Raw genomic sequence first — 26,402 nt, 5'->3', positions numbered from 1 at the left:
CAGACTGTTTCGTCATCGGCCGTCACCTTGAGGCAGGCGCGGTTCTTGCATCAGGCTCGCTGGCCCGCATTGTTGGGTACGACTCACGACTGAAGTGAGCGAGGTGCGCGTTTCTTTATGTCTCGATCCACCGGCCGGCCATGTGCCGAGCGGCGCTCGCGAAAGGTGTGTAAACGCGGACGACTTTCGAGGTAATGTGGCTCGAGCAGGAAGACCTGCCTATCGACTTCGTACGATAGGCGGCTCTCCGATGGGCAGAAAACCACGAAAAAAAAGGGTGAGAGCAGCGATGCGTGCTTTGTACAGGGTGTTGGCGCTGGTGCTCGTGACGGCGGGCGCTCCCGCCTGCAAGAAGATCGCGGGCATGGCCACCGACGCCGTGCAGGGGAACTCGAACGATCCAGCGAAGAGCTCCACGGCGGTAGAGGCGATGGGTCACTACGCGACTGGCTTCAACGCGCTGATCGGCGACCCGCAGGACATGATCAAGAACTACTACCGGGAGTTCCCGGAGAGTGGGCCGGTGGAAGGCAAGAAGCATCACCTGTTTCCCAAGCACACGTCGGCCGAGGGCAAGATCGCCGAAGCGAAGAAGGAGTTCGCGGCGGCCGCGAAGATCGCGCCCGATTCGCTCAAGCACCTGGAACCGCTCGCGAGCGCGACGGTCACGGACATCGAGAAGGTCGCCGTCACCTACAAGTCCGTGCACGGCTACTTCCAGGCCGAGGACTTCAAGGACGACAAGGGCGCCAAGGGCAAGACGCTGCACACCCAGTTCCTGCAGGAGGCCGCTGCGTTTCGCGAGGACATCAACAAGTTCGAAACGGCGCTTTCCGAGATCGCGCTCAAGCAGGCCGAGGAGGAGCTCAAGGAACACACCGACAAGAACACGTACAGCTACCAGTTTCGCTACTTCAATCATCAGGCGAACAAGCTCGTGAGCGTGAAGCGTGACGGCTTCCTGGCGCTCTATCCGACGGTCGAAACCGCGTACAACGAGCTCCAGGCCTTCACCAAGGGGAAGGGCACGCCGCAGGCGACGTTCAAGGCCTACGCGGACGCCGCCGACCGCTTCTTCGCCGAGGCGAAGAAGCTGAAGCGCGGCATCGAGGGCAAGGAAAAGGAAGAGCAGCTCGACTCGATCAGCGAGAGCATGACCTCGAACTACAACAACCTGGTCAGCCTCTCGAACTCGCTCCGAAGCCTCGAAGCGAACAACCTGCTGAAATAGCGCTGGATCCGGCACGCGCCCTGGCCGGCACCGTGAAACACGGTTCTCGTCCGGGGCGTGACTGTGTAGCGTGTCCAAAAAAAGAGCGGGCGAGCGCCCACGGGAGGGAAGGGGCCCAGATTGTGGTCATGCCGCTGATTGGCAAGCTGGGCGGGGGGTTTGGGCGTCACGAGAGAGCGCCACGACGAGCGAGGCGCGATCACGCCATGGTACCTCACAAGCGGGATCTTCGGCGTAGGAGCGCGTCCGCCGTTCCCCTCCACCCGCCCCCGGCCCCCTGGAAAGGCAGCGACTGCCGCCGGTGTTAGACGGGTCTACCCTATGGCGCGGGACAGCATTTGAGCCTTGCGGCGCAGAGCCGATCCGTGAGACTTTCCGTGGGGGGAGGTTACAAAAGGCGACGAGCTAGACGGACCTGGTCCGGCGGTTTCGGTTGACCAATCGACTGATAGTTAGGCGGCGCAATGGAAACCACTTCACTGCCCATGACACCTCGAATAGCATCCTGCAGCTGCGGCCAACTACAAGCGAGAACTGCTCGCGAGCCTGTTCGCGTTTCGGTGTGCCACTGTCTAGCGTGCCAGCGCCGTACCGGCAGCGTCTTCGGTGCTCAGGCTCGCTTCTCAAGCGAAGCAGTCACCATCGTCGGCGAGAGCGTCGAGTACGTCCGCGTCGGAGACGAAGGCACAAGAAGCACATTCAGATTCTGTCCTCGCTGCGGTGCCACCGTCTACTACACCCTCGAAGGTCATCCAGAGTCCGTGGCAATACCCGTTGGCGCATTCGCCGATCCTGAGTTTCCAGCCCCAACGTTCTCGGTCTACGAGGAGCGCATGCACTCTTGGGTCAACATGCCCGCTGGCATCGAGCACATGGCATGAGCCTCACAGCGCCGCCTAACCCCTCCGGCGAGTCCAAGGAGCAGCTGGCTTCTGAAAGAACGAAGTTCTCCTGATCGCGGAGCAGCTGGCCGCTCCAGAGCGACCTCGGCGGCGCTCGTCGGGGTGTCGTGGTCGCTGGCGTTGCTCGCGCATGCTGCCGCCGCGATTGCAGCTTGGGAGCTGCTTCCCGGCGGTTTTCCCCTCCTTCACGCGCGTTTCTTCGCGAACCGCGCCCTGCCGGCGGTCGCGGTCGGGAGCGTGATCGCCGTCGGTGTTCTGGCCGCGCGACGGTCGACGGGTGCGCGTGTGTTGCTGTTGCTCTTTCCGGCGGCGTGGCTCGGGGTTGCTCTCGCTGCGGGGACCATGTTTTCGGAGAGCGGCGGGACGGTCGCGTTCGGTGCGGGTTGTCTGGCGGTGGTCTTGTCGCTGGGCCTCGCGATGGCGTGGTGGCGGTTCGGGGTCCCGCCGCGGCTGACCTGGCTCGCTGCGCTGCCCGGTGTCGTTTGCGGTGCGGGGTTCGTGGCCGCGCAGCGGGCGCCGGAGCCCTCGACAGCTCCGTTTGCTGCGCCCGAAGTCGAGCTCGGCGGCGATCGTTGGACGCGAGCACTCGCTGGGCCCGCTTCGTTCGACGTGGCTCCGTGGCTTCGAGCGGTACCGGACTCGGGTGAGGTCTCGGTGCAGGCGGGTGCGGTGGGCATCGTCGTCGAGCCGCGGCTCGAGTTCATTTCGCGCTCGCCGGATCGTTTCTGGACCGTGTTCGCGCCCCTGCAATGGCGCGGCGACTCGCCCGTTCGTCGTCTCGAGCGCGCCGATCGCGAGCTCGCGGTGGACTACGCGGACGAGGGGAGCCTGCGCGTGAGGGCCACTTCGGATCAATCTGCCGCCATCGACGCACGAACCGCGCTTCAGGTGCCCGTGTTCTCGCACCTGAACTCCTTCACGCGCGTCTCGATCACCGGCCATCGCCGGCTCGGCTTGCGGTTCTCGCCTTGCCCCGAGGTCGTTGTCGAGGTGATCCACTTCGACTATCCGTTCGGCGCGCCCGCGCGCTTCGCGTACCTCGACGCCGGCGGCGCGTTTCGCGTCGTCCAGGCGAGCGATGCCGAGAAGGGGCCGTTCACGACGCTCGGCGAAGGCCGGCTCGCCCGCGGCGAACCCCTGAGTGTCGTGCTCGTCGAGAAGGGAGAGTCGCCACCCCGCGAGCTCGCGACGATCGTCTTCCGCGACTGGTCACGGCAGCTCTCGACGGAGCTCTCACCCACCGCCGGCTGGGGCCTGCCCCAGAATGCGTTCGAGTTCGGGCTCGCCTCGAACGCCCCTTCGTCCGCGGCCTACCTCACGCTCACGTTGGCCGGGACGAGCGTGGGGCGCGGCTGGGACAGCGTGGGTCACGCCGCCGGCAGCTACACGAATCGGATCGAGATCCGGAGGCCGCCATCCAGGTGAAAGAAAGGGTACGCTCGCTCGTTCCAGGGTTTACGCCGTCGGCGCTTCGTGTCGAAGATGGCGGCCATGAAGGTCATCGTCACCGGAACGACCGGCATGGTCGGCGAAGGCGTGATGCTCGCTTGTCTCGCGGATCCCACGGTCGAGCGGGTCCTGTCGGTGGCACGCCGGCCGTCGGGGCACGCGCACCCGAAGCTCGAGGAGTGCTTGATCCCCGACTTTCGCGAGCTCGGCGCCTTCGAAGCGCGGCTCTCGGGCTACGACGCGTGCTTCTACTGCGCCGGCGTGAGCTCGGTCGGCATGAGCGAGGCGGACTACACGGCGATCACGTACGATACGGTGCTCGCCTTCGCGACGGCGCTCGCGCGCCTCAATCCCGGCATGGTGCTCACGCACGTTTCGGGCGCGCACACCGACTCGAGCGAGCAGGGCCGGGTGATGTGGGCGCGCGTGAAGGGCAAGGCCGAGAACGCGCTCATGCGCCTGCCCTTTCGCGGCGTTTACAACTTCCGGCCGGGCTTGATGACGCCGGTGCCGGGACAGAAGAACCTGAAGCGAGCCTACCGCTTCCTGCTTCCGCTCGTCCCGCTCATGAAGCTCGTGTTCCCGGCCCTGAAGCTCGAAGAAGTGGAGCGCGCGATGGTGCGTTCCGTGACGAGCGGGGCGCCGAAGCAGGTGCTCGAGGTCGCCGACATCAAGGCGCTCGCTTCGGCGTAGCTCGCGCGCCCCTCACCGGGATCAGCCGACCACGGCGAGCGTCCGCTTGAGCATCCGTTCCCCGTCGCGCCGCGCCGCCGCCCACGTCTCGTCCCACGCGGCGTCGGCCTCGGCGCGCGCGATCTCGCCGAGCGCCGCGCGCACGCCCGCGTCCTTCGCGCCCGCGAGCGACCGGCGCGCCCGGGTCGCCGCCGCGCCCTCACCGAGACAGCCGTCGTGCCACGCCTCGAGCGCCATCCGCACGAGCGCCGCTTGCCGGCCGGCGTCGCGCGCCGCCGGAGGCGGGAGCAGCGCTGGCCTCAGGCGCCACCGCCGCGCGGAGGTCGGCGCCCAGGCCGAAGGCGAGCTTCTGGCCGAACGAGAGCGACACGGAGACCCCGCCCGAGAAAGTGTATTGCCCGTCGGCGCGCGCCTGGCCGGGCAGCGAGACGAGGGCGGCGACCCCGAGGGCGGCGAGCGCGGGCGGGAGCGAGCGGGAACGAGAGGACATGGAGCCTCCGAAAGCCAAAAGGCGGGCAAAGGATCGATCTCGGCTTCGAATGTACCAGAGGGCGCGAACCAGCACGATCGCGGTGGATGACGGAAAGCGGCTCTGGACGGCGAGCTGAAGCATCCCCCCGAATTTGTCGGGAAAATTCACAAGGAGGCGGGGAGACGAGGAATAAAATCCCACCAATTTCCCCGTCTCCCTGTTCAATTTCCCGCTAAAAATGCCAACAAAGCTGACGGCGAACGGTCGAGCTCTCGCTTTGGGCCACGCGCTCCGGCGCCCGGTGATAGAACGACCGCCGTGAATCCGCACACCGACGCTGGCCCAGCGAGCAGCGACTACCTGGATCGCCTGATGCGTCGAGGGTCGTTCGAAGCCCTGTGGCCGCTCTTCGCCAAAGCCACGCGCCCCGCCAAAGAAATGACCGAGAGCTATTCGGCGCTCGAGCACCTGCGGCCCTTCATGTCCGGCGCGCCGTGCCGGGTCATCCACGTCGGCGACGGCGCCCACGCCCGCACCGGGGCGTTGTTCGCGCTGAAGACGGAGGCTGAGAACGTCAGCGTCGATCCGGTGCTCAACGAGCCGCTGGTCGAGGCCTGGCGCACCAGATTCGGCGTCCGCCGCTTCGCCTGGCAACGCGCCGACGTCTTCACGGCCATCGAACGGCTCAACGCGTTGCCCGACATGCCCGTGCTCGTCACGTTCGTGCACGCCCACGTCCCCATCGACGATGTCCTCGCCCGGCTGCGCTGGAACGTCGCTTACACGCTCGCCTGCTGCCAGCCGGGTCATCAGCTGAGCCAGCGGCACGACGTGCTCGCAACCGGCGAGGACCCGTACGTGTTATCCAGCGGACGGCGCTTTCAGGTGCTCGCCCCGCGCGCGTGAGCACGGCCGTCACACGTCGCACGCGCCGTCTTGACGGACGAGCGCACCCGCGCATTCTTGCAGCCATGTCGCTACGCCGCGCGCCCGTCGCTCCGCTCGCCCTGCTCACCTCCCTCCTCCTCCTCGCCGCCCCCGCCGCGGCGGCCGTCGTGCCGGTCGGCACCACCGACGAGCTCGTCGCCGCGATCGGCGCGGCCAAGGCCGGCGACGAGATCGTCCTCGCCTCGGGCACCTACGCCTTCGACGGCGTCTCCTGCGCGGCCGCAGGCACCGAGGCCGCGCCGATCGTCGTGCGCGCCGCCGAGCCGCTCGGCGCGATCGTCGAGCTGTCGGGCCTCGAAGGCTTCAAGGTCAGCGGCCCGAACTGGCACTTCGAAGACCTCGATATCCGCGGCGTCTGCGCCGACGACTCGGACTGCGAGCATGCGTTCCACGTGTTCGGCGCTGCCAGCCGCTTCACCCTCCGCCGCTCGAAGGTGCGGGACTTCAACGCCCAGCTCAAGATCAACGCCGCGCAGGTGGAGGGCGTCTGGACGGCCCCCGACGACGGGCTGATCGAGCGATCGGAGCTGTTCGACACCCACCCGCGCAGGACCAGCAGGCCCGTCACCAAGATCAACATCGACGGCGGCAAGCGCTGGACCGTGCGCGACAGCTACCTGCACGACTTCCAGAAAGACGGCGGCGACACCGTGAGCTACGCCGCGTTCATGAAGAGCGGCGGCTCGGACGGGCTCTTCGAGCGCAACCTCGTCGTCTGCACCACCGCCGGCTCGCCGGACGGGGCGCGCATCGGGCTGTCGTTCGGCGGCGGCGGCACGGGGGCGCAGTACTGCGCCCCGGCCTACGACCCCGACGTGCCCTGCGAGGTCGAGCACACCGGCGGAACGATGCGGAACAACATCATCGCGAGCTGCTCGGACGTCGGGATCTATTTGAACCGCGCGACGGACACGCGGCTTCATTTCAATACGCTGATCGCGACGAGCGGGATCGACTTCCGCTTCGCGACGACCAGCGGCGTCGCGCGCGGCAACGTGCTCACGGGCAAGATCCGCGACCGCGACGGGGGCACGCATCAGGAGAGTGACAACCTGGCCGAGGTGGGACTCGCGACGTTCCAAACGTGGTACGAAAATCCGAGTCTCGGCGACCTGCACCTCAAAGGAGATGTGGCGTCGCTCGTCGGCGAAGCGCCCGCCGAGGCCGCGGTGACCGACGATTACTGCGCGCGCGGGCGGCCGGGCAGCGGGAGCTTCACGCTCGGCGCGCTCGAACATTCGCTCGGCGACTGCGCGACGGTGCCGCCGCCGGGGCCCTCCGGCGACGGGGGCGCGGGCGGCGGCACCGCCGGCTCGGGCGGGATGGGCGGCGGCACCACCGGCTCGGGCGGGATGGGCGGCGGCACCACCGGCTCGGGCGGGGGTGAGGCAGGCGGCACGGGCGGCACGGGCGCAGGCAGCGGCACCGGCGCGGCCGGCGGGGGCGGCGACACCTCCAGTGACGGCGGGGGCTGCAGCTGCCGCGCCGCGGGCGTCGGCGGGAATCACACCCTTGGCCTCCTGACGGCGGTCCTCGCCGCGTTCGCCCTCCGGCGACGACAGGCCTCCTCATCGCTGAGCGACGCCAGTTAGCTGGAGAGGGGCGACTGCGATCCACCCGGGCTCGCGGTGGACCGCAGCCGCCCGCGCCCGGCGTGGGAATTCGCCTGGCGGCGCGGGTCGGCCATACTGCGCAGCATGACGAAGGGAAGCTGTCCATGAGGACCACGCGCTCCATCCGCGGCAGCGACCATGCGCTGGTGCAGCGGATCTCGCACGTCGCCTACGGCGACGACGCGCAGGACCAGTCCCTGCCCGACGGCTGCTGGGACCTGGTGTTCATGAAGCGCCGCGGCCGGCTGCAGGTGCTACATACCGGTCTGATCACGCACCCGGTGACGCTGGGCTACGAGACCGGCGACGAGTACCTGAGCATCGCCTTCCGGCCAGGCGTGTTCATGCCGGGGGTGCCCGCGACGGGCATGCTGGACCAGGGCGTGCTGCGCCCGCTGGCGAATTCGCGCTCGTTCCTGCTGGGGCCGCAAGCCTTCGAGGTGCCCGACTTCGAGAACGCCGACGATCTGGTGGCACGCCTCATCGGGGCCGGCCTGCTGGTGGCGGATCCGGTGGTGTTTCGCGTGCTGCAAGGCGATCCCGCCGGCACCAGCCTGCGCTCGGTGCAGCGCCGGTTCCTGAGCGCCACCGGTCTCACGGCGAAGCAGCTGTCGCAGATCCACCGCGCGCAGGCGGCGCTGCAGCAGCTGATGCATGGCGATGCGCCGGCCGACGTGGCTGCCGCCTGCGGCTACGCCGACCAGGCGCACCTGGGCAATTCGCTGAAGCGGATCATGGGCAGGACGCCCGGCGAAGTGGCGCGGGCTGCGGCCCGGCCCCGGCCTGGGCGCTGAGGGCCCAGGCGGTCCGGCGAGGCGTGAGCCTGTCGTTTTCTTCCAAGACCGGGCCCACGCCGGTGGATACGGTCGCGTCGCCGGCTCGCACCGGCGATATCGACCAACCCGAGGACGCCCATGCACCGCGACTCCGAGATCCACCCCTTCCGCATCGACATTCCGCAAGCCGACATCGACGACCTGCGCGAACGCCTGGCGCGCACGCGCTGGCCGGCGCAACTGCCGGGCGGCGACTGGGTGAGGGGCGTGCCGGTGGCCTACCTGCAGCGGCTGGCGGCGCACTGGCAGCACCAGTACGACTGGCGGCGCTGCGAGGCCCATTGGAACAGCCGCCCGCAGTTCACCACCCGGATCGATGGCCAGACGATCCACTTCGTGCACCTGCGCTCGCCCGAGCCGGACGCGCAGCCCCTGCTCTTGCTGCACGGCTGGCCCGGCAGCTTTGCCGAGTTCGACCGCGTGGTGGACGCGCTGTCCGACCCGCGCCGCCACGGTTGCGACCCATCGCAGGCTTTCCACCTGGTGATCCCGTCGATCCCGGGTCACGGGTTCTCGATGCCGCTGGCCGACGCCGGCTGGAACCACGGCCGTTGTGCCCGTGCGCTGGCGGCGCTGATGCAGCGCCTGGGCTACACACGCTACGGCGTGCAAGGCGGCGACGTGGGCGCGTTCATCGCGGCGGAGCTGGGCCGCATCGACAGCGAGCATGTCAGAGGCGTGCACTGCAATGCGCTGGTGACGTTTCCCTCCGGCGACCCCGCCGAGCTGGAAGGCCTGACGGCCTCGGAGCAGCAGCGCCTGGAACGGCTACAGAACTTCCGCGACCGGATGATGGGCTTCGCGCACATCCAGGGCACGCGGCCGCAGACGCTCAGCTACGGGCTTCATGATTCGCCGGTGGGGCAGCTGGCCTGGATCGTCGAGAAGTTCAAGGAATGGACCGATCCCGCGGCCGCGCTGCCGGAGGACGCGGTGGGCCTGGACGCGCTGCTGGACAACGTGAGCCTGTACTGGTTCACCGGCACCAGCGGCCCCTCGGCCAACCTGTACTATGAAGCCTTCAACGACCCGTCCGGCTGGGTGCCCAAGCCGCGCGGCACCGTGCCCACGGCCGTGGCCGTGTCGCTGACGCAGGACGTGGCGGTGCGCCGGCTGGCCGAACGCGACCACCACATCGTGCGCTGGACCGAGCTGGCGCGCGGCGGGCATTTCCTGGCGACGGAGACGCCCACGGCGCTGGCCGTCGATCTGCGGGAGTTCTTCGGTTCGCTGTCCTAGGGCCTGCCTGTCCACACGACTTGCGCGCCCACGCCGGCGGGGGGAGCCGGGCCGCCGGCCCTGCCATCACGGCTGCGCGTCGAACCCGAGCGCCGTCGGTTCCCACGTTGGGTCGCGTGGCGCAGCTCCGCGGCTCACGCCCTGCGCGCTCGGCCGTGAATGGCGTGCTCGCGCTCGGCTCACACGGCGGCGACGCGCAGCACGTCGGACCGGAGGTGGAGAAACGATGCGTGCACATAGCGCACGAACGGCGCCTTCAGGCCGAAGAAGGCCGCCAGATCGACCTCGGCCGCCGCGCGGAACATCCCCTGATCCAGCACGGGAGCCTCGGTGCGGAGCGCCCCGCTCGCGAGGCTCCGGCAGGCGGGGGACGCCGACGCCGGGTGGATGGCGACCACGAGCGTGGCGGCCCACGGCGCAGCGGTGAAGCGCTCGCCGTGGGAGCTCGGATACCGGTAGCGGAGCGCGAGCACGGCGCCCCGCAGCGTGGCATCGAGGACAGGCGCCGCGCCCGCCACGCCCGATGCCGGAGGGGCGGCCTTCGCCCCCGCAGCCCTCGCGATCGCGCCCCCCGCCCCGGGAGCGCCGCCGCACCCCCCGAGCACGACGAGGCCGGCCCCCGCGGTGACCTGCGCGATGAACGCGCGCCGCCCCTCAATCGCCATGCGACGGCCCCTGGAACCTGCGCCTGCGCGCCTGACCCACCAGCATCCGCCCCGGCGTGATGCGGCCCAGCGCCGCGGCGCTCTGCTCCGCCGTCGGGCGCACCGGGTGCCCCGGCGGGAGCTCCGCGACCATGCTCTGGCGGTTGAATATGGCGTTGCTCCTCCTGGCGCGTGTCGGAGCGAAGAGACGAATGTTCTGTCAGCCCGAGGCAAGTCGCGCAGTTCGAGCCCGTGAGGAGCCTCCCACGTGGGCGAACTCCCCTTGACGCGGGGAGTCCGGCTGCGGTCCAATCCTGCCGGATGGACGCGGCTGAGTGGAAGGGCGGGATCGACTTCGGGATCATCACGATCCGGGAGGACGAATTCGAGGCCGTGCTCCAGCGCCTCCCGGAGAGGATCGGCATCGCCCGCGGCCGCCGCGTCTATAACCTCCGCCGCATGACTCTCAACGGATCCAGCTCGTACTCGCTGGCCGTCATCCGGTGCCTCGAGCAGGGCAATGGCGAGGCGCTCGATGCGGCGCGCGATCTGCTCGAGGATCTCGCTCCCCGCTGGCTCCTCGTGACCGGGATCGCGGGGGGAGCGCCGGCCCACGAGCTCACGCTCGGTGACGTGGTAGTCTCGACGCGCATCATCGATTTCAGCGTCGAGGCCGTCCTCAAGGATGGATCGCACGAGTACGTGGCGGGCGGCGGGCCGATCCACCGCGAGGCGGCCATGCTCGCGGCCAACCTGCCGGCCATTAAGGACGAGCTCGGCGCCTGGAACACACCGGAGTCCATCGGCGCTCCGCGCCCGCGCGTGGAGCTCACCCCCGAGCGCTTCTACGGGGACCAGGACTGGCAGGAGAAGGTCCGGGCGTCGCTGGAGCGCCATTTCTGGAGCGGGGATCGCACGCCGAAGGTGACCGCCGGAGCCCTTGCATCGAGCGATAAGCTGGTGAAGGACGCCGAGCGAATCCAGGTGTGGCTGCGGGCGGCGCGGCAGTTTCTCGCGATCGAGATGGAGTCGGGGGGCGTGCACCGGGCCGCGCAGGGCCGCGATGTCCCGTTCCTCGCCATCCGGGGCATCAGTGACATCGTCGGCTTCACGCGAGATCCGGCTTGGACTGAGTACGCCTGCCACTCGGCGGCGGCGTTTATGGCGGCGTTCCTGCGCACATGTCCCATCCCGCCGCGGGAACCGGCGGGGGTGGCGCCCGAGCGCGCGCTCTCCGGCGCGCCCCCGCTGCTCTTCTCGCCGGCGCAGCCGCCGCGCCCCACGGCGGCGCCGCGCGCGCAGCCCGCAGCCCCGAGCCCCGCAGCGCGGGCGTCGCCGCTCGACGGGTACGACGTGCTTCGCACCGTGTACCGTGGCCATTACAGCGAGGTCCTCCGGGTCCGCGCCGAAGAGACAGGCCGGATCTGCATCGTGAAGCGCTCGGAGCGCGGCCGGATCTCGATCAAGGCGCTGGAGCGGCTCGCCGGTCTGGGCGGCGGAAACGTCCTTGCACCACAGCGGATCTGGCACGACGCGAATCATGTGTACGAGGAGATGCCGTATATCCGGGGGACCCGCCTCTCGCAGGCGATAGTGCGCGGCGTCGGCGGACTGACCGGCTCGGTGCTCGAGTGCTTCTGCGAGCAGCTCGACTCCACACTCGAGAAGCTCCGCGGCGCGGGCCTCATTCACCGCGACGTCCATCCGGACAACATCTTCCTCCTCGCCACGCCTGAAGCGCAGGCGGCGGGCCTCCTGCGCGATATGCCAGGAATCAAGTACGGAGTCTTCGGCCCGGAGAGCGAGCAGTTCCTGCTCTCCTTCCTCCTCGTGGATAGCACATTCGTGATTACGGCCGACGAAGCGGCGAGCGCGGCGCCGGTCGGGCACGGCAGCTACACGCCGCCGGAGCAGCTCCGCGGTGAGCCTAGCGCGGCCAGCGATCTGTACGCCCTCGGGGCAACCATTTATTATGGCATCACCGGCCGGGAGATCCCGCCGGCATCGCGGCGTCTCTTCGATCCAGTCGCGCTCGGACCGATGCCCAATGGCCGTCACTCGAGTCGCGATTTCCCCGACATGCTCGGGCAGCTCCTGTCCATCGACCCCGAGAAGCGGCCGCGCTCGCTGTGGTGTGATCCGAACACGGTCCGGGCCTCGGGCACCGGGCTGCTCCGGCTCTCCGACGGCGCGGAGGTCCTCGTCATCAATGTCTTCCCGTCAAAGACGACGATCGAGCTCGCCGCGGAGCTCGCCGCCCGCCTGAAGCACAAGCGGTCGCGGCTTACCGCAGCGATCGCGGCGCTAGCCTCCCCCGCTAGCGACGAAGATGAGTGGAAGCGTGACAACGCGGTGACGTCTCTCAACAAAGTCGAGGACGAGCTGGAGCGCCTCTACCGCGCGCTACCCCTGCTCAAGCCGCGCTGAAGTCACCTTCATCGCCCCCGCGGCCCGCGGCGTTACGAGGCGCCCGACGCTCAAGAGAATCGACGGCTGAGCACCGGCGACCCCGCGCGCTGGCAGAAATCTAACCACGAAGATCCGCGGAAACCGAAGCTGACGGCACAGAGCCCGCAGCGGGCGAGCGCGGATAGAAAACCGTAGAACTTTCGCCCGTGTCAAGCCGCGCGGGGACGGCGCCTGGCGAGCCGTTTTCGTTTTGACCCATCAGACACCCGCTTGCCCCGTCGCAGGGCTGGGGCGGCGTGCTCCGGGCGCAACTGTGCCTCGACGACGGCGGCGTGCGCTCGCCATGACGGGGGCGGGGCGTGTGTTCACGCTACGCCCAGCTCGGCACGGTACTCGTCGACGACGTCGCGGTGCCGCTACCGCTCTTGCCGGAGATGTTCAGCGCCGCTCAGATGAGCGAGAGCCGGCGGTGCGTCCCTCATGGCTCACCCGGCCGCGACGCGCAGCACGTCGGACCGTAGGTGAAGAAACGACGCGTGCACATAGCGCACGAACGGCGCCTTCAGGCCGAAGAACTCCGCCAGATCGACCTCGGCCGCCGCGCGGAACATCCCCTGATCCAGCACGGGAGCCTCGGTGCGGAGCGCCCCGCTCGCGAGGCTCCGGCAGGCGGGGGACGCCGACGCGGGGTGGATGGCGACCACGAGCGTGGCGGCCCACGGCGCCGCGGCGAGCCGCTCGCCGAGGGAGCTCGGGTACCGGTAGCGGAGCGCGAGCACGGCGCCCTGCAGGGCGGCCTCGAGGACAGGCGCCGCGCCCGCCCCGCCCGTTGCCGGAGGGGCGGCCTTCCCCGCCGCAGCCCCGCCCCTCGCCCCCGCAGGCGCACCCGCCGCCCCGGGCGCGCCGCCGCACCCGCCGAGCGCCACGAGGCCAGCCCCCGCGGTCACCTGCGCGATGAACGCGCGCCGCCCCTCAATCGCCATGCGACGGCCCCTGGAGCCTGCGCCTGCGCGCCTGCCCCACCAGCATCCGCGCCGGCGTGATGCGGCCCAGCACCGCGGCGCTCTCCTCCGCCGTCGGCCGCACGGGGTGCCCCGGCGGGAGCTCGGCGACCATGCTCTGCCACAGCGCGAGCGCCCGGTGCTGGTAGATCTGCGCCAGGCTCGATCGCGGCGAGAGGAAGCGCTGGCCGAGCACCATCGCCCTCTCGAGGAACGCGATCGCCTCGTCGTCGCGGCCGTCGTTCAGGAGGTGGAGCCCCTCGTTGTACCAGGGCATCGGATCCGCCGGATCCTCCTCGCGCATGCGCTGGTTCGCCTCGAGGTAGCGCGACAGCTTCTCTTCCATGACGCCGTCGTCCTTCAGGAAGCCGTAGTGCTGGATCTCCACGCCGGCCGGGCGGACGACGAGCTCCGGGTGGCGGTCGAGGCTCGGCTGCACCGTCTCGTGGACGGCGCGCCCGTACCGGATCCGCGCGTCGTTGCGGAACAGCCGCACGGCGATCGTCATGACGGGCGGGCCGTCCTTCTGGTGATTGGCGATCTCGAAGGAATACGCGTGGACGTCGAGGTCGTCCATGAGCCGCACGACGCGCGGCAGATCCCAGTGCGCGAGCTCCTCGTCCGGGTCGAGGCTCAAGATCCAGGGCCGCGTGGCCATCTCCAGGCCCACGTTGCGCACCTCGGCCAGGTCCAGCCGGTCCGTCCGGTGGACGCGCACCCGGTCGGTGAACCTCCGCGCGATCTCGACCGTCGCGTCGTCGCTGCCGTTGTCGACGATGCAGATCTCGTCGACGAACGGCTCCAGAAACGCGAGGAACCGCTCCAGCCGCTCCGCCTCGTTCCTCGCGATGATGCAGAGCGATACGCCGGACGCGGGCGCATACCTGCGCAGCGTCACCGTGTTGCTCGCGAGATCGGCCAGCTCGGGGGGCGCGCCCACGCGCGCCGCGCCCGGCCGCCCGTGGAGCGCGATCCGCGCCTGCCGCGACGCCTCGGTGTCGTAGCCGAGCCGCCGCACGCGGACGTCGGTGAAGCGCCCGCACCCGTCCGGCATCTCGGGGATGCCGCCGCCGGGCAGGCCGCCCTCGGCCCCCCGGGCGACGCGCAGACCCGGCTCGTTCCGGTACATGCGGTACCCCGACATGGCCCCGAGCGCGCCGTCCGCCCGGAAGTACGTGCGCGTCGGCTCCCAGAACGTGTACCAGTGGAAGCCGAGCGCCTTGATGTGCGGATCGGCGAGCTGCATGAGCCGCTCGGCGCGCGCGCGGTCCATCTCGAACACCTCGTCCCCGTCGACCGCGAGGATCCAGTCCGGGGCGAGCTCCGCCGCCATCTGCAGGGCGCGATCGCGCCGTCCATCCACGCCCGGCGGCAGCTCCGTCCGCTCGTACCTGGCCACGGCGGGGTGCGACCGGGCGATCGCCCCCGTCCCGTCCGTCGATCCGTCGTCGAGCACGACGATCGCGTCGGCGAACCGCGCCGTCGCGTCGAGGCTCTCGCGCAGCGTCGCCTCCGCGTCCCTGACGCGGTACGCGGCCACGAGCCGCGTCTTCCCGGCGCGGCGGGCGCGCCACTTCTCGAAGAAGAGCTCCGCGGCCCCGAGGCCGCCCTGCGCGCCGGGGAACGCCTTGCTCAGCGTGGCGCTCCCCTCGTGGTGCACGTACACGTCGCTCGCGATCATGCACTCGAAGCCGCGCTCCTGCGCCCGCAAGGCGAGGTCGGCGCCCTCGTGGCCCACCGGGAAGAAGCGCTCGTCGAGCCCGCCGATCTCGGCGACCACCTCGCGGCGCATCATCAGGCAGAAGGTCGAGAGGGCGAACGACGGCGCCCACCGCCGGCGGAACGCCTCGCGGTGCTCGGCAGCGAGCTCGTTCAGCGCCTCCGGCTGGAACGGCGGCGGGTTCTGCACCTTCTGCGGGCCGCGCGCGCTGTTCGTCACGGGCCCGACGAGCCCGACGCGCCGCGCGCCGGGCACGGCCCGCGGCGCCTCCTCCATGCACTCCCGCAGCCCCTCCAGCCACCTCGGGGTCACCACGACATCGTTGTCGAGCAGCACCAGGTACTCCCCGGCCGCGACCTCGAGTCCCCGGTTCGCGCCGCCGGCCAGGCCGAGGTTCTCGTCCAGGAAGACCGTCTTGGCGGCGTCCCCGAGCCGGCGCGCGACGTCGGTGAGGTAAGCGGGCGTGCCGTCCTCCGAGCCGTTGTCGACGAAGACCACCTCCGCGTCCGAGGGGAGCGTGCGGAGGAGGGCGTCCACACATCGCGCCGTGTACTGGAGGTTGTTCCACGTGACGACGATAACGGAATAAACAGGCGTCATCGGGCACCGGGCGGGGCCATGAGGCGAACCACGTTGGAGACGTACTGGCGATACGCCGCGTGCAGATAGAACGCCCCGACCCGGGGTGCCAGGACGATCTCGCACCGGAAGCTGCCCACGAGGTCCGCGCCCACGTCGTCGATGTCGTCGGGGAAGACCAGCCTCGGCCCGAGCAGAGGCACGGTGACGCCGCCCTGCGCGGGGGCGTAGATCAGCGTGAGAAAGACGCCGCGGAGCACCTCGGCGCGCTCGACCTCGATATCGACGGCGGGCACCCGCGAGCTGCCGTGGACGACGTGGACGAGGGCGCCGCCCTCGACGGTGGGCGGGCCCGGCTCGGCGAGGACGACGCCCGCGCCGGAGGTCGCGGGTGTCTCCGCGGTCAGGCCGAAAGAGACGGATCGGACGAGCATGGGTTCACCGCCGGTCAGAATTCGATGGCCTTCTTGTCGACGAGATCGATGCCTATCACGTTCGACACGTAGTTCTCGAGGACGAGGTACACATAGACGCTCGGCCGGTAACGGGGCACCGCCACGGCGCAGGGGAACGCGACGGTGACGTTGAGCCAGGCGCCCTGGTACCCCTCGGACGCCAGGCTGCCGCGGCCCGGCATCGGCAGCGCGGGCTCGGCGAGCTGGTTCGGGCCGTCGCGCTCGCCGGCCGGGAACTCGATGAACGTGTTGCGCGCGAGCAGGGCGCCGCCGTCCGCCTGCTCGATGTCGTGGACGACGAGGACCATCGACTCCTCGACGTCACGGTAGCGGCTCGCGACGGCGTCCGGGAACAGGAACGAGGCCGAGACGTCGAGCTCCACCGTGCCCGCCGCGAAGGACACCCGCGAGATCGCGAGTCGGATGGCCTCCTTGCCGGCCGCGATCTCGGGCGAGCCCGCGTGGGGGGCGAAACCAAAGGGTGTCCGGGGTTCGATCTCCATGGGGTCCTCTCGACGTGGGCGCGGCGCGGGGCGCGGGGTCGAGAGAGCAGCGCGCCCCCGCCCCGCCCGCGAGGTTCAGCCAAAGTGGTTCCAGTTGCGGGAGGTCTGCGCCGGCGTGTCGAGGCGCACGCGGCGGATGCGCGGGGCGCACACGGGGCAGAAGACGCCGTCGTCGCGGTTGTTATGGCCGGCGTGGTAGATGGTGCAGAGCCGCCCACCGAGCGCGGGCCACCAGTCGTACCGCTGGCCCGACGTGGTGGACGGGTCCGGCGTGAGGCCTGCGTTCGTGTTGCAGTGCGGGCCCTGCCCGCCGAACTGGTCGGTGTACCAGCGGGGGTTGGCGAGCTGCGTGGCGAGCGCCACGCCGGTCGCGCTGTACTGCGGCTCCTGCCGGACGGTCTGCCCGATGCCGTGCCCCATCTCGTGGACGAAGGTGCCGAGGACCGCCGTCTCGCTCCGGCCGGGGCCCGTGCACCCGACGACGCAGAAATTGCCCCAGCTGTAGCCGTTGATCGAGCTCTTCCAGATGAACGAGAACGTGAGGTTGTACGTGTTGCCCGGCGTGGCGAGGTGGGCCGTGAGGCCCGGCAGCGTGGTGAGGTTCCAGTTCACGCGGTTCGGCGACCCGGGCGTGAAGGTGAAGTACGCCCGCACGTCGGTGGCGCCGGCCGCCGGCCACGACGCCTGCGCCGTCCACATGAAGTTGTTGCCGTTCGTGGGGTCGCGCCACACGGTGCGGAACGTGGTGATGCTCCCGACCGCGTTGTTCGCCGTGGGGAACGCGCGCCGCTCCAGCTGCGTGTAATAGCAGTTCGGCACCAGCAGGAAGGCCATGTGAAGCGGCTTGTCGGTCAGCGTGCCTCCCCCGGGGGGCACGCCGCCGACGCGCAGGTTGAGCAGCGCGTTCGGGCCGCCGTTCATGAACGGCCAGTCGAAGGTCGGCGAGCTGACCGCCTGCTGCGACAGGCTCTGGAAGTCGACGCGGGCCGAGTCCACGGTCGCGAGCGCCGGGAGGACCGCCCTGCGCTCCAGCTCGATGAAGTGCCGCGCGAACTCGCCCACGAACCGCGGATCGATGTTGTTGTACGTCGCGAGCGTCTGCGCGCCGGAGTACCAGACCGTATAATAGAGCTTTCGCCACGTCTGGAACTCATCGGTGGCGAGGAACTGCGCCCGCTGCCCGTCGCGCGACGCCTTGATCGTGTACTTGTCGCCGCCGATGTGCGTGAACGTGAGCGTGTTGTCGAAGTGGTGCCCGGCGCCGACCGTCACGCCGGGGGCCGCGCCGTGCGCGAGCCGCGTGCGCTCGGTCAGCGACTGGAATGCGAGGTTCTCGTTGCCCGGGTCGGGCTCGATCCACCAGTCCACGCGATCGCCGGGCGCGACGTTGGGCACCTGGTTGGGCGTGACGCGCAGCTGCCGCACAGGGCCGTTCACGCCCGTCGCGGCGGCAGGGAGGTTCACGTATTGCTTGATCGTCGGCATGCGAGAGCTCCAGGACGAATCAGCGGGGAGTCCGGTCCATCAGCGCGGCGCGGGTCGAGGCTCGCTCCGCGGCCGCCCCCTCAGAACACCTCGATCTTGTCGACGCCCCAGTCCTTGGGGTTCTCGGGCGCGGGCGGGGGCTCCTCCATGACGATGACGATGAGCGGCGGCTGGACGAGCGGCGTGGGCGGGGTGTTCTTGCTGTTGTGGAGCATGAGATCGAGCGCGCGGGCGCAGCCCTTCCCCTCGACCTTGACGTCGAACGAGTAGCTGATGAACTCGGCCTTGTTCATGTTCACGCCGGAGACGACGCCCCCGTTCGTGCCCGCCTCGTCGCCGCTGCTGCGCGAGAAGTTGCTGTCCTGATGGCAGACGGGGTTGCCGTCGGCCTTGACGTTCTTCGCAGTGCTCGCGGCGTCGGACGACATGGCGATGTTGGGATAGGGGATGGGGACCGGCGGCGCGGGCGGCGCGGGGGTGAGGCACACGTCCGGAAAAGCGATGGTCATTCCATTGCTCGCGGCGTGGACGACCGTGCGTGAGTTGACTCCTACGGTGACAGGCATATCGCTCCTCCTTCACGCCTTCTTCGCTGCAGCCGAGACGAGGCACACGGCGGCGCGCGTCCCGTCGCCGGAGCCCGCGAAGAGCGCGGCGCGCGCCTCGGGGGACGCGCCGCGCTCGAACGATCGCACGCACGCGGCCGCGAGGCACCCGCCGGTCGCGGCGCCGACGTCGCCGTAGCCGTCGGCGGGGTGCCACAGCGCCCGGACGCCCCCGAGGAGCGCGGGCGCGCGGACGCGCGCGAGCCCCCACTCCTTGGCCCGGTAGCTCTCGCCGTTGAGATCGCAGAGGACCCACGCGGGCGGGCCGCCCGCGGCGCACGCGGCGGCGAGCGCCGCGGCGAGGGCCTCGCCCGAGGGGGGATCGCCGCTCTCGATGGGGCTCTGCTCCTCCCCGGCGCCCGAGCCCTCGATCTCGGCCAGGATGGGGGCGCCGCGGGCCTCGGCGCGGCGGCGGTGCTCGACGAGCAGCGCGGCCGCGGCCTCGCCCGGGATGAACCCGTCGAGGTTGCGGCGGCTCTTGAGCCGGCGCGCGTGGTCGAGCGCCTCGAGCAGCCCCACGTCGACCTGGGAGTCGGCGCCGGCCACGATCCAGGGCGTGCCGGGGTCGGCCTCGACCGCGCGCGCCGCGTGGGCCAGGCCGAGGAGCATCGCCGCGTGCCCGTCGGGGGCGAGGAGGCCGCGGGTCACGGCGTCGACCCCGGCGGCGTCGGCGAGCCGCTCCCGGAAGGCGTCGCGCAGCTCGTGGTGGTGCGCGGCGGGGCCGGGCGAGGGGCGCGCGAGGAAGAACGAGGCGTCCTCCAGGTCGGCGCGCGCGAGGTCGCCGGAGGTGGCGAGGTCCTGGAGCGCCAGCGCGAGCAAGCGGACCGGGAGGTCGAGCGCGCGGGGGAGATCGGTGTACGCCGCGACCACGGAGAAGGGCTCCTCCGGGCGGGGCGGGTCGGCGGGGAGGCAGGGGTAGCTCGGCCACTCGCGGAAGCGCGTGAGGCGGGCGCGGACCGCGGCGGTGGTGGACGCGGCGGTGTCGCCGAGGGCGGTGACCATGCCGGCGGCGGTGATGACGGCTCCGGTGCTCATGCGGGCGCGGGCTCCACCTCGATGCGGCGCACGCGGAAGAGATCGCGACCGACGGACATGGCGCCGCGGTACACGAGCACGGCGCGGAGGTCGTCGGGCTCGAGGACCACGGTGTCGAGGACCAGCGGGAGCGGGCGGCGCTCGGAGTCGATCAGGACCACGGCGCGAGGCGCCGCGCGGGGCAGCGAGAAGCGCTGCGGGCCGAGGGGGCTCAGGTGCACGAGCTCGACCGGCTCGCCGCCGCGCAGGTGCGGCGTGGCCACGAGGCGCGGGTGCGCGCCCTGGTGGTAGCGAGGGTCGAAGGCGGCAGGCAGGAACGGCGACGGGGCGGGAGGCGGCGACCCGGCAGGAGGCGGCGACGAGGGGTCGGGCGCCGTGGCGGCGTAGCGCAGGCGCGGCTGCCAGCTGCGCCCGATGAAGCCGAGGCCGACGGGCTCGGGGCGATCGTCCGGCGAGCGGAGCGGCTTCCTGGGATCTTCGAGGTTCGGCATGGCGAGCTGCGCGAGGTCGACGAGCGAGCGGCGGGCCCGGAACCCGCGCCCGACGGGGTTGCGCGGCTCGACCTCGTGGTCGGCGGCGGACTCGGCGGACTCGTCCCGCCCGCCGAACGCGCGCTCGTACACGAGCGGCATCCGCTCGAAGGGCGCGGGGGACGCGGGGCGCGCCCAGGTGCGGTCGCCGAAGACGGCGAGGGTCGTGCGGATCGGGCCGACACGCACGGAGACCTGGACCTCGGCGTCGCGGCGGCCGGGAGGGTACGCGTGGCCGAGAACCACGACGTCCGTGCCGACCTTGTGCGGCGCGAGGTCGCTCTCGTAGCGCACGCTCGAGAGGCCCGGCTCGCCGTGGAAGGCGTCGGCGTGCTGGAGCGGCACCTGCTCGGCCGCGGGCGCGAGGCGGCCGCCAGCGTGGATGGCGAGCGTCGCCTTGACGAGGACGACGAGCACCTCGGCGCCGGCGGCGTCGACGTGGACGATGCGCTCGGCGACGAAGGGGGTTCGATTGCGGAGATCCATGTTCAGCTGGGCGTGGGCGCGGCGTCGGGCACCGAGCGGAGGAACGAGGCGCCGAGGCCGTCGGCCGCGACCTTCGCGGGGCGGCGCTTGCGCGGGGGGATGAGCGGCTCCGACGAGGGGCGCGCGTCCGGGGCGAGGCGCTGCCGGCGCGGGCGCGCGGGGCGCCGGGCAGGGGCGGCGGCTGCCGCGGCGGGCCAGGGTGGGGCGGCGGGCGACGATCCCAGGGCGTACGACGGCGCGATGCGCGGCTGGGCGAGGGTGTACGACGGCGCGACGGGCGGCGGCGAGGCGGCGGGCGCCGAGGCCGCGGCCGCGCCCGACGCCCACGGCGAGCGCGGCTCCGAGGCGGCGTGGGGCGCCGCGCCCGACACCCATGGCGAGGAGCGCTCCGGCGCGGACGGCGCGGGAGGGGGCGCGGACGGCGCCTGGGGAGCAGCGGGGACGGGCGCGGACGGCGCTGGCGCGAACGGCAGCGCGCCGGACGCTGCCGCCGGCGATACGAACGGCAGCACGCCGGACGCCGCCGGCGCTCGGACCGGCGCCGCAGGCGACGCCGCGGCCGGGGCGGCGAACGGCAGCGCCCACGCCGCCGCGCCATCGCGGGCGCCCGGGGGAGACGGGGCGGCGGGCGCGAACGGCAGCGCCTTGGAAGCTGCGCCCGCCGCCGGCGCCACGAAGGGCAGGCCGCCGCGCCGCGGCTCCGCGGGCGGTGTCCCCGCTGCGGCGGGCATCTCCGCCGTGCCAGACCTCGCGAGGTGCGGTCCTCCCACGGAGGCCGCGGGCGACCGGAACGGCAAGGCGGGGTTCGGCTGGACGTCGTCCGGATCGACCGACACGGTCCCGGACAGCGGATGGTCGGTCGCCCCGCGCGCCGCCCGCTGCGGGCTCGCCGCCGCCGACGCCTCCTCCGGATCGAGCGCCACCGTCCCCGCCAGCGGATGCTCCGCCGCCCCGCGCGCCGCCCGCTGCGGGCTCGCCGCAGCCGGCGCCTGCGCCCGCTCCGCGCGGGCCGGCGGCGCTGCCGCGACGTCCCACGGCACCGCCTCGCCCGGGAGCGCGACCCTGGCCGTGACCCGGACGCTGGCGAGGGCCTCCTCGCCCGGCAGCAGCGCGCTGGCGCGCCACACGAGCGAGCAAAGCCAGCGATCGGCGTCGATCACGAGCATGTCGGCGACCAGCGGCAACGCCTGCGGCTGCGCCGCCCCCCCGAACGCGACCCGCGCCTCGGCGACGGGGCCCGGCAACCAGGCCTCGATGCGGTCGAGATCCGGGTGCATCCCCTCGATCAGGATCCACTCGTTCCCCCGGAGGTACGGCGTCTGCTGATCGGCCGGCGCTGCCTGGAAATACGCCCAGTCGAAGCCGTTCGGGACCACGGGCCACGGGGCCTGCACGCCGCGCGGATCGGCGTTGCCCAGCCGGCGCTGCCGCGCGGGCCAGTGCGCCGCGATCGGCCCGAGGCCGGCGGCGCGCGTCGGCTGCCGGGGGTCGATGATGTTGGGCGCGCGGCCGGCGCGCGGATCGACGCCGGCCGGGTTGTCGGGGTCGGCCGCCCCGCCGAGGGCGCGCTCGTAGCCGAGCGGCATGGCGAGGAACGGCTGCGGGGCGCCGCGGCCGTTGCCGCCGCGGTCGCCGTAGACGTGCAGGGCCTTGTCGAGGAGGACGGCCGCGTCGAGGCCGACCCGCAGGCGGACGGGGACGAGCGGCGCCGGGCTCCGCCCGCGGGCCCAGGCGTGGCCGCCGAGGAGGATGTCCGCGCGCGGAAGGAACGGGGCCATCTCCGCGGCCGCCGAGATGGCGGCGCGCGGGTCGGCCGCGGCGCGCGCCGCGCGCACGTCCGCCGCGACGATCGGCGCGGGCGGGAGCGGCGACATGGCGCGCTTGTGCTCGAGCTGGAAGGTCGCCTTGACGACCACCGCGAGCATCACCCGCCCCCGGGAGCGGAAGGGGCGCACCGCGGCCGCGGCGTGCCCGAGGGCGCGCGGCGCGGGCGGCGCCCTCACGGCGACGCCCCGAGCGCGGCCCTCTGCCGCTCGACCCGCGCGGCCACGTCGAACAGCGGGCGGCCGGGCGCGCGCGCCGCCCGCTCGAACGCAGCGCCCGCGCGGCGCCGCTGGCCGCCGAGCCGGAGCACGCGATCGAGCGCCCCCTCGTCCAGCGGGCGGCCGTCCACGTGGCGCACCCCCGACGCGAAGCGCCCGCGGTGCGCCGCCCAGAGCGCCCGCGCGTTCGCCCCGTGCGGCCACGGCAGCTGCGTGTCCGGATCCATCTTCACGCTCGTGTCGCGCGGATCGTCGCTCGGCCCCGCGTCGAAGCCGGGCGCCGGGGCCCCGCGCAGCGCCCCCTCGATCGGCGCGCCGGTGATGCGCGAGAGCGCCTCGCCGGCGAGCCGCGCGAGCGGCGCGACGTCCAGCCGGTCGAGCACCCACGGCAGCAGCGCCGGATCGCCCAGCGCCCCCGCCGCGACAAGGCAGACCCGCCCGAGCCCGGGCGATCGCATCAGCGCCTCGATCCGGCGGCGGGCCTCACCCGGCGGGCTCACACGGGCGGCGCAGTCGGCCGCCTCCTCGGCGAACGCGCCGCTCCGCCCGGCGACGCTCCACAGCGCCTCGTCCGCGCCGCGCGCCCCGAGCAGCGCGCCGGCCCACGCCGACCAGAACCGCTCGGCCTCGTCGTCCGAGCCCCACGCCCCGCGGAGCTCACCCGCCAGATCGGCGCGGCCCAGCGCGCCGGCCGCGCGGAAGGCCAGCGCGCGGACGGCCGCGTCGCCGTCGCAGAGCGCGTAGCCAAGGAACTGCCCGGGATCGCGGCGGTGCGCGACGCACGCGGCCAGCGCCAGGCGGCGCAGCGCCGGCGGCTGCGCCCCCGACAGCATCGGCGCCACGATCGCGAACGCGTCGGCCGGCGACGCCCACGCGAGGGCGCCCGCGACGCCGGCGGCGGGCTCGTCCGCCTCCTCCGTCGCGTCGAGCACGGCCGCGAAGCCCGGGTAGTCGCGCGCCTCGACCGCGGCGATGGCCGCCGCGAAGAACGCGCCTGGATCCTTCGTCGAGAGGGCGGCCAGCGTGAGCTCCCAGCCGGGCTCCCCCGCGATCCGGAGCCCATCGAGGTGGGCCTCGACGCGCTCCTCGAGCTCCGCGAGATCGGCCAGCGTGTAGTGGTGCGACCTCACGGCCATCTCGCGGAGCTCCCAGAGGAACGACGCCATCTCCGCGTGATCAGCCACCACCTCGTGAACCATCCGCCTCGGCTCCGATCCTGCGCGACGCCGCTCAGTTGATGTCGACCCCGCTGCCCGAGAGCTTGATGTTCGAGCCCGCCTTGACGCTCACGTCGCCGTCGCTCTTCACCTCGACCTTGGCGCCCTCGACCTTGACGGTGCCCGAGCCCTTCACGGTGATGTCCGACCCCTCGACCGTGATCTTGCCGGAGCTGTCGACGATGATCTTGCCGCTCCCGCACTCCAGCGTGAACTTCTCGCCGACCTTGACGGTCTTCTTCGCGCCGACGGACTCGGTCGCGTCCACGTCGATGTTCCGGGTCTCGGTCCCGCCGACCGACAGCGAGTCGTCGCTGCCGACGGTGGTGTTGCGCTTCGAGCCGACCTCCAGCGTCGCGCGATCACCCACCTTGACGGTCTCCTCGCCGCCCACCGAGAGCTCGCGCTTGCCGCCCACCGACTCGATGTCGTCCTTCCCGACATCGGTCTTCCGGCCCTGCCCGATCTTCAGGCTCGCGTCCTCGCCGATGTCCACGCTCTCGCTCTTTACGACGCCGAGCGTGCGGTTCGCGCCGATCTTCTCGTTGTGATCCTTGCCGACCTCGGTGGTCTTGAAGGCGCCGATCGACTCCCACTGGCTGTTGTCGATGCGCTTCTTCCGGTCGTGGCCGACGGTCAGGCGCTCGTCGTGGCCGACGGACTGGGTCTTGTCGTTCTCGACCTCGATGTTCCAGTCCTTCTGCGCGTGCAGGTAGATCTCCTCCGCGCCTCTCCTGTCCTCGAACCTGAGCTCGTTCGAGCCGCCGCCGCCCGGCGAGGTGTCCGACTTGATGGTGCTCTTCGTCTTCTCGGCCGGCAGCGCGTAGGGCGGCACGTTCGCGCCGTGGTAGACGCGCCCGACGATCAGCGGGCGATCCGGGTCGCCCTCGAGGAAGTCGATGACGACCTCGTGGCCGATGCGCGGGATGTACATCGAGCCCCACGCGGCGCCCGCCCAGATCTGGCTCACCCGCATCCAGCACGAGCTCTGCTCGTTGCGGCGCCCCTTCCGGTCCCAGTGGAACTGCACCTTCACCCGGCCATAGATGTCCGTGTGGATCTCCTCGCCCGCCGGGCCCACGACGATCGCCGTCTGGATGCCGCGGGGCGTCGGCTTGGGCGTCTGCACGGGCGTGCGGTAGGGCACGTCGTCCGGGATGCACTGGAATCGATTGGAGTACCCCACGACGGTCTCCTGCGATTCTCCCCCGACGGCCCGCGAGCCGAAATGGTCGACGCGCGTGATCAGGTATCCGCGGTTGAAGCTCTCGCGGCCGTGGTCCTCGAGCGTGAAGGTGGCCCCGGGCATGAACCGGAGCACGCTCCCCTGCCCCTCCGCGGTGCGGCGCACGAGCTGGAGCTGCTCGAGCCGGAGCTTCGCGAGCTGCGTGCCCTCCTCGGGCAGATCGTGCTCGGTGGCATACACGTACACCTCGAGATCGGTGTCGCGGTCGGCCTCCGCCTCCCCCTCGAGGCTCAGGCTGGGCTTCTGGAAGTTGTAGTCGCGGACGGTGACCTTGCCGGGCCGGACCTCCTCGGCCATCGAGAAGCGGGAGACGGCCTCCTGCCAGGCGAGCGCCCCGCCGCCGGTCCGGTACGGCACGACGGCCGGCCCGTCGATGGGCTCGTGGACGAACGGCGCGTCGCCGAAGACGAGCACGTGGTTGTCGGCCTTGTGCTCGAAGAAACAGAACATGCCTGTCTCTTCCATCAGGCGGCTGATGAACGCCCAGTCCGTCTCGGCGTACTGCACGCTGTACTCTCGCCGATCGTGGGTCATCGCCGTCGAGATGCGGAAATCGTCGGAGGACAGGCCCGCCGCGCGGAGCACCTTGTCGATGATCTCCGGCGCCGTCGCCTCCTGGAAGATGCGGTAGTCGTGCCGGTGCTGCAGGCGCCACGCCCGCGGGACGACCGTCGCCAGGTACGTGGTGACCGAGCGCCCCTCCTCGTGCTGCTCGAAGCGCGCGACGATGCCGTGGATGTACCGAGTCGACGCGTCGTTCCGGATCGTGAGCAGGCATGTTTGCCCGACCAGCCCGTCGAACGCCAGCGCGGCGTCCGTCGACGCGAGGGTCACGCGGAAGTGGAACAGCCGCGATATGCCCTCATGGCCCTCGATCCGCGCGACGCGCCACGGATCGGTCGCGCCTTCCACAGCGAAATCAAACTCGATCGCACCGTCCGCCATCGGTCGCCTCGCCCTCGCACGTCCCGGAGCCCGAGCCGTCGAGCCTACCATCGCTCGCCGGCGGGGTGGGCACATTCACGCGCGCCGACGTCGTCGACATGCCGGCGCACATGCCGG

23 protein-coding genes are annotated in these 26,402 nt (G+C 71.7%); 9 read left to right on the top strand and 14 right to left on the bottom strand.

The window, feature by feature from the left end; translation table 11 throughout:
- The first annotated feature begins 289 nt into the window (after positions 1 to 289).
- From WMF12_RS43700 to WMF12_RS43685, 4 genes are all read left to right on the top strand, one after another.
- Positions 290 to 1,231: a DUF3829 domain-containing protein gene (locus tag WMF12_RS43700; protein ID WP_437742632.1), complete on the top strand. Its 942-nt coding sequence runs from the start codon at positions 290 to 292 to the stop codon at positions 1,229 to 1,231.
- A 485-nt stretch (positions 1,232 to 1,716) separates the two neighbouring features.
- Complete coding sequence (locus WMF12_RS43695) at positions 1,717 to 2,112, top strand: GFA family protein (protein ID WP_437873951.1); 396 nt, start codon at positions 1,717 to 1,719, stop codon at positions 2,110 to 2,112.
- 675 nt (positions 2,113 to 2,787) lie between these two features.
- Positions 2,788 to 3,558, top strand: coding sequence for a hypothetical protein (locus tag WMF12_RS43690; RefSeq protein ID WP_437854615.1), 771 nt, complete (start codon positions 2,788 to 2,790; stop codon positions 3,556 to 3,558).
- A gap of 66 nt (positions 3,559 to 3,624) precedes the next feature.
- A complete protein-coding gene (locus tag WMF12_RS43685; protein ID WP_437854614.1) occupies positions 3,625 to 4,275 on the top strand; it encodes an NAD-dependent epimerase/dehydratase family protein in 651 nt (216 codons plus the stop codon).
- Positions 4,276 to 4,296: 21 nt separating this feature from the next.
- Here WMF12_RS43685 and WMF12_RS43680 read toward each other — a convergent pair whose 3' ends face one another.
- Positions 4,297 to 4,518, bottom strand: coding sequence for a hypothetical protein (locus WMF12_RS43680; protein ID WP_437854613.1), 222 nt, complete (start codon positions 4,516 to 4,518; stop codon positions 4,297 to 4,299).
- A gap of 547 nt (positions 4,519 to 5,065) precedes the next feature.
- Here WMF12_RS43680 and WMF12_RS43675 point away from each other — a divergent pair.
- The 4 genes from WMF12_RS43675 to WMF12_RS43660 all read left to right on the top strand — a co-directional run bounded on the left by WMF12_RS43675 (position 5,066) and on the right by WMF12_RS43660 (position 9,383).
- Positions 5,066 to 5,653: a hypothetical protein gene (locus WMF12_RS43675; protein WP_437742628.1), complete on the top strand. Its 588-nt coding sequence runs from the start codon at positions 5,066 to 5,068 to the stop codon at positions 5,651 to 5,653.
- 65 nt (positions 5,654 to 5,718) lie between these two features.
- On the top strand, positions 5,719 to 7,287 hold the full coding sequence (locus WMF12_RS43670; protein ID WP_437854612.1) for an MYXO-CTERM sorting domain-containing protein: 1,569 nt from the start codon (positions 5,719 to 5,721) through the stop codon (positions 7,285 to 7,287).
- Positions 7,288 to 7,412: 125 nt separating this feature from the next.
- The gene (locus WMF12_RS43665; RefSeq protein WP_437854610.1) at positions 7,413 to 8,102 is read left to right on the top strand and encodes a helix-turn-helix domain-containing protein; all 690 of its coding nucleotides are present in this window, start codon (positions 7,413 to 7,415) and stop codon (positions 8,100 to 8,102) included.
- Positions 8,103 to 8,222: 120 nt separating this feature from the next.
- On the top strand, positions 8,223 to 9,383 hold the full coding sequence (locus WMF12_RS43660) for an epoxide hydrolase family protein (protein WP_437854609.1): 1,161 nt from the start codon (positions 8,223 to 8,225) through the stop codon (positions 9,381 to 9,383).
- 179 nt (positions 9,384 to 9,562) lie between these two features.
- Here WMF12_RS43660 and WMF12_RS43655 read toward each other — a convergent pair whose 3' ends face one another.
- Both WMF12_RS43655 and WMF12_RS43650 read right to left on the bottom strand, forming a co-directional pair.
- Entirely contained in the window at positions 9,563 to 10,048 is a 486-nt protein-coding gene (locus tag WMF12_RS43655) for a hypothetical protein (protein WP_437854608.1), read from the bottom strand.
- Complete coding sequence (locus tag WMF12_RS43650; protein ID WP_437854607.1) at positions 10,038 to 10,181, bottom strand: hypothetical protein; 144 nt, start codon at positions 10,179 to 10,181, stop codon at positions 10,038 to 10,040. The genes WMF12_RS43655 and WMF12_RS43650 overlap by 11 nt, the downstream gene beginning before the upstream one ends.
- 167 nt (positions 10,182 to 10,348) lie before the next feature.
- On the opposite strand from WMF12_RS43650, the gene WMF12_RS43645 reads away from it, so the two are divergent.
- Entirely contained in the window at positions 10,349 to 12,454 is a 2,106-nt protein-coding gene (locus WMF12_RS43645; protein WP_437854606.1) for a phosphorylase family protein, read from the top strand.
- Positions 12,455 to 12,921: 467 nt separating this feature from the next.
- On the opposite strand, the gene WMF12_RS43640 is transcribed toward WMF12_RS43645, so the two are convergent.
- The 11 genes from WMF12_RS43640 to WMF12_RS43590 all read right to left on the bottom strand — a co-directional run bounded on the left by WMF12_RS43640 (position 12,922) and on the right by WMF12_RS43590 (position 26,285).
- On the bottom strand, positions 12,922 to 13,419 hold the full coding sequence (locus tag WMF12_RS43640) for a hypothetical protein (RefSeq protein WP_437854605.1): 498 nt from the start codon (positions 13,417 to 13,419) through the stop codon (positions 12,922 to 12,924).
- Positions 13,409 to 15,757 carry a glycosyltransferase gene (locus WMF12_RS43635; protein WP_437854604.1) on the bottom strand — a complete coding sequence of 783 codons (2,349 nt, stop codon included), beginning with the start codon at positions 15,755 to 15,757 and terminating at the stop codon, positions 13,409 to 13,411. The genes WMF12_RS43640 and WMF12_RS43635 overlap by 11 nt, the downstream gene beginning before the upstream one ends.
- A complete protein-coding gene (locus tag WMF12_RS43630; protein ID WP_437763236.1) occupies positions 15,754 to 16,170 on the bottom strand; it encodes a hypothetical protein in 417 nt (138 codons plus the stop codon). The genes WMF12_RS43635 and WMF12_RS43630 overlap by 4 nt, the downstream gene beginning before the upstream one ends.
- A gap of 14 nt (positions 16,171 to 16,184) precedes the next feature.
- A complete protein-coding gene (locus WMF12_RS43625; protein WP_437742615.1) occupies positions 16,185 to 16,694 on the bottom strand; it encodes a hypothetical protein in 510 nt (169 codons plus the stop codon).
- A gap of 75 nt (positions 16,695 to 16,769) precedes the next feature.
- Entirely contained in the window at positions 16,770 to 18,179 is a 1,410-nt protein-coding gene (locus WMF12_RS43620) for a hypothetical protein (protein ID WP_437854603.1), read from the bottom strand.
- A gap of 80 nt (positions 18,180 to 18,259) precedes the next feature.
- Positions 18,260 to 18,745: a DUF4150 domain-containing protein gene (locus WMF12_RS43615; protein ID WP_437547197.1), complete on the bottom strand. Its 486-nt coding sequence runs from the start codon at positions 18,743 to 18,745 to the stop codon at positions 18,260 to 18,262.
- A 12-nt stretch (positions 18,746 to 18,757) separates the two neighbouring features.
- Positions 18,758 to 19,819 (bottom strand): hypothetical protein, encoded by a 1,062-nt coding sequence (locus WMF12_RS43610; protein ID WP_437854602.1) that lies wholly within the window; start codon positions 19,817 to 19,819, stop codon positions 18,758 to 18,760.
- A complete protein-coding gene (locus WMF12_RS43605) occupies positions 19,816 to 20,835 on the bottom strand; it encodes a DUF2169 family type VI secretion system accessory protein (protein ID WP_437854601.1) in 1,020 nt (339 codons plus the stop codon). The genes WMF12_RS43610 and WMF12_RS43605 overlap by 4 nt, the downstream gene beginning before the upstream one ends.
- 2 nt (positions 20,836 to 20,837) lie before the next feature.
- A complete protein-coding gene (locus tag WMF12_RS43600) occupies positions 20,838 to 22,838 on the bottom strand; it encodes a DUF2169 family type VI secretion system accessory protein (RefSeq protein WP_437854600.1) in 2,001 nt (666 codons plus the stop codon).
- Positions 22,835 to 24,076, bottom strand: a complete 1,242-nt coding sequence (locus WMF12_RS43595; RefSeq protein WP_437854599.1) for a TIGR02270 family protein — start codon at positions 24,074 to 24,076, stop codon at positions 22,835 to 22,837. Before WMF12_RS43595 ends, WMF12_RS43600 begins: the two co-directional genes overlap by 4 nt.
- 31 nt (positions 24,077 to 24,107) lie before the next feature.
- Positions 24,108 to 26,285 carry a type VI secretion system Vgr family protein gene (locus WMF12_RS43590; RefSeq protein ID WP_437854598.1) on the bottom strand — a complete coding sequence of 726 codons (2,178 nt, stop codon included), beginning with the start codon at positions 26,283 to 26,285 and terminating at the stop codon, positions 24,108 to 24,110.
- Positions 26,286 to 26,402 lie beyond the last annotated feature (117 nt).

Origin of the sequence: Sorangium sp. So ce363, assembly GCF_051520435.1 — a bacterium.
GTDB classification, from domain to species: domain Bacteria; phylum Myxococcota_A; class Polyangia; order Polyangiales; family Polyangiaceae; genus Sorangium; species Sorangium cellulosum_B.
Note: the sequence above shows the minus strand (reverse complement) of the source record. Positions and strands in the feature narration are given on the sequence as shown.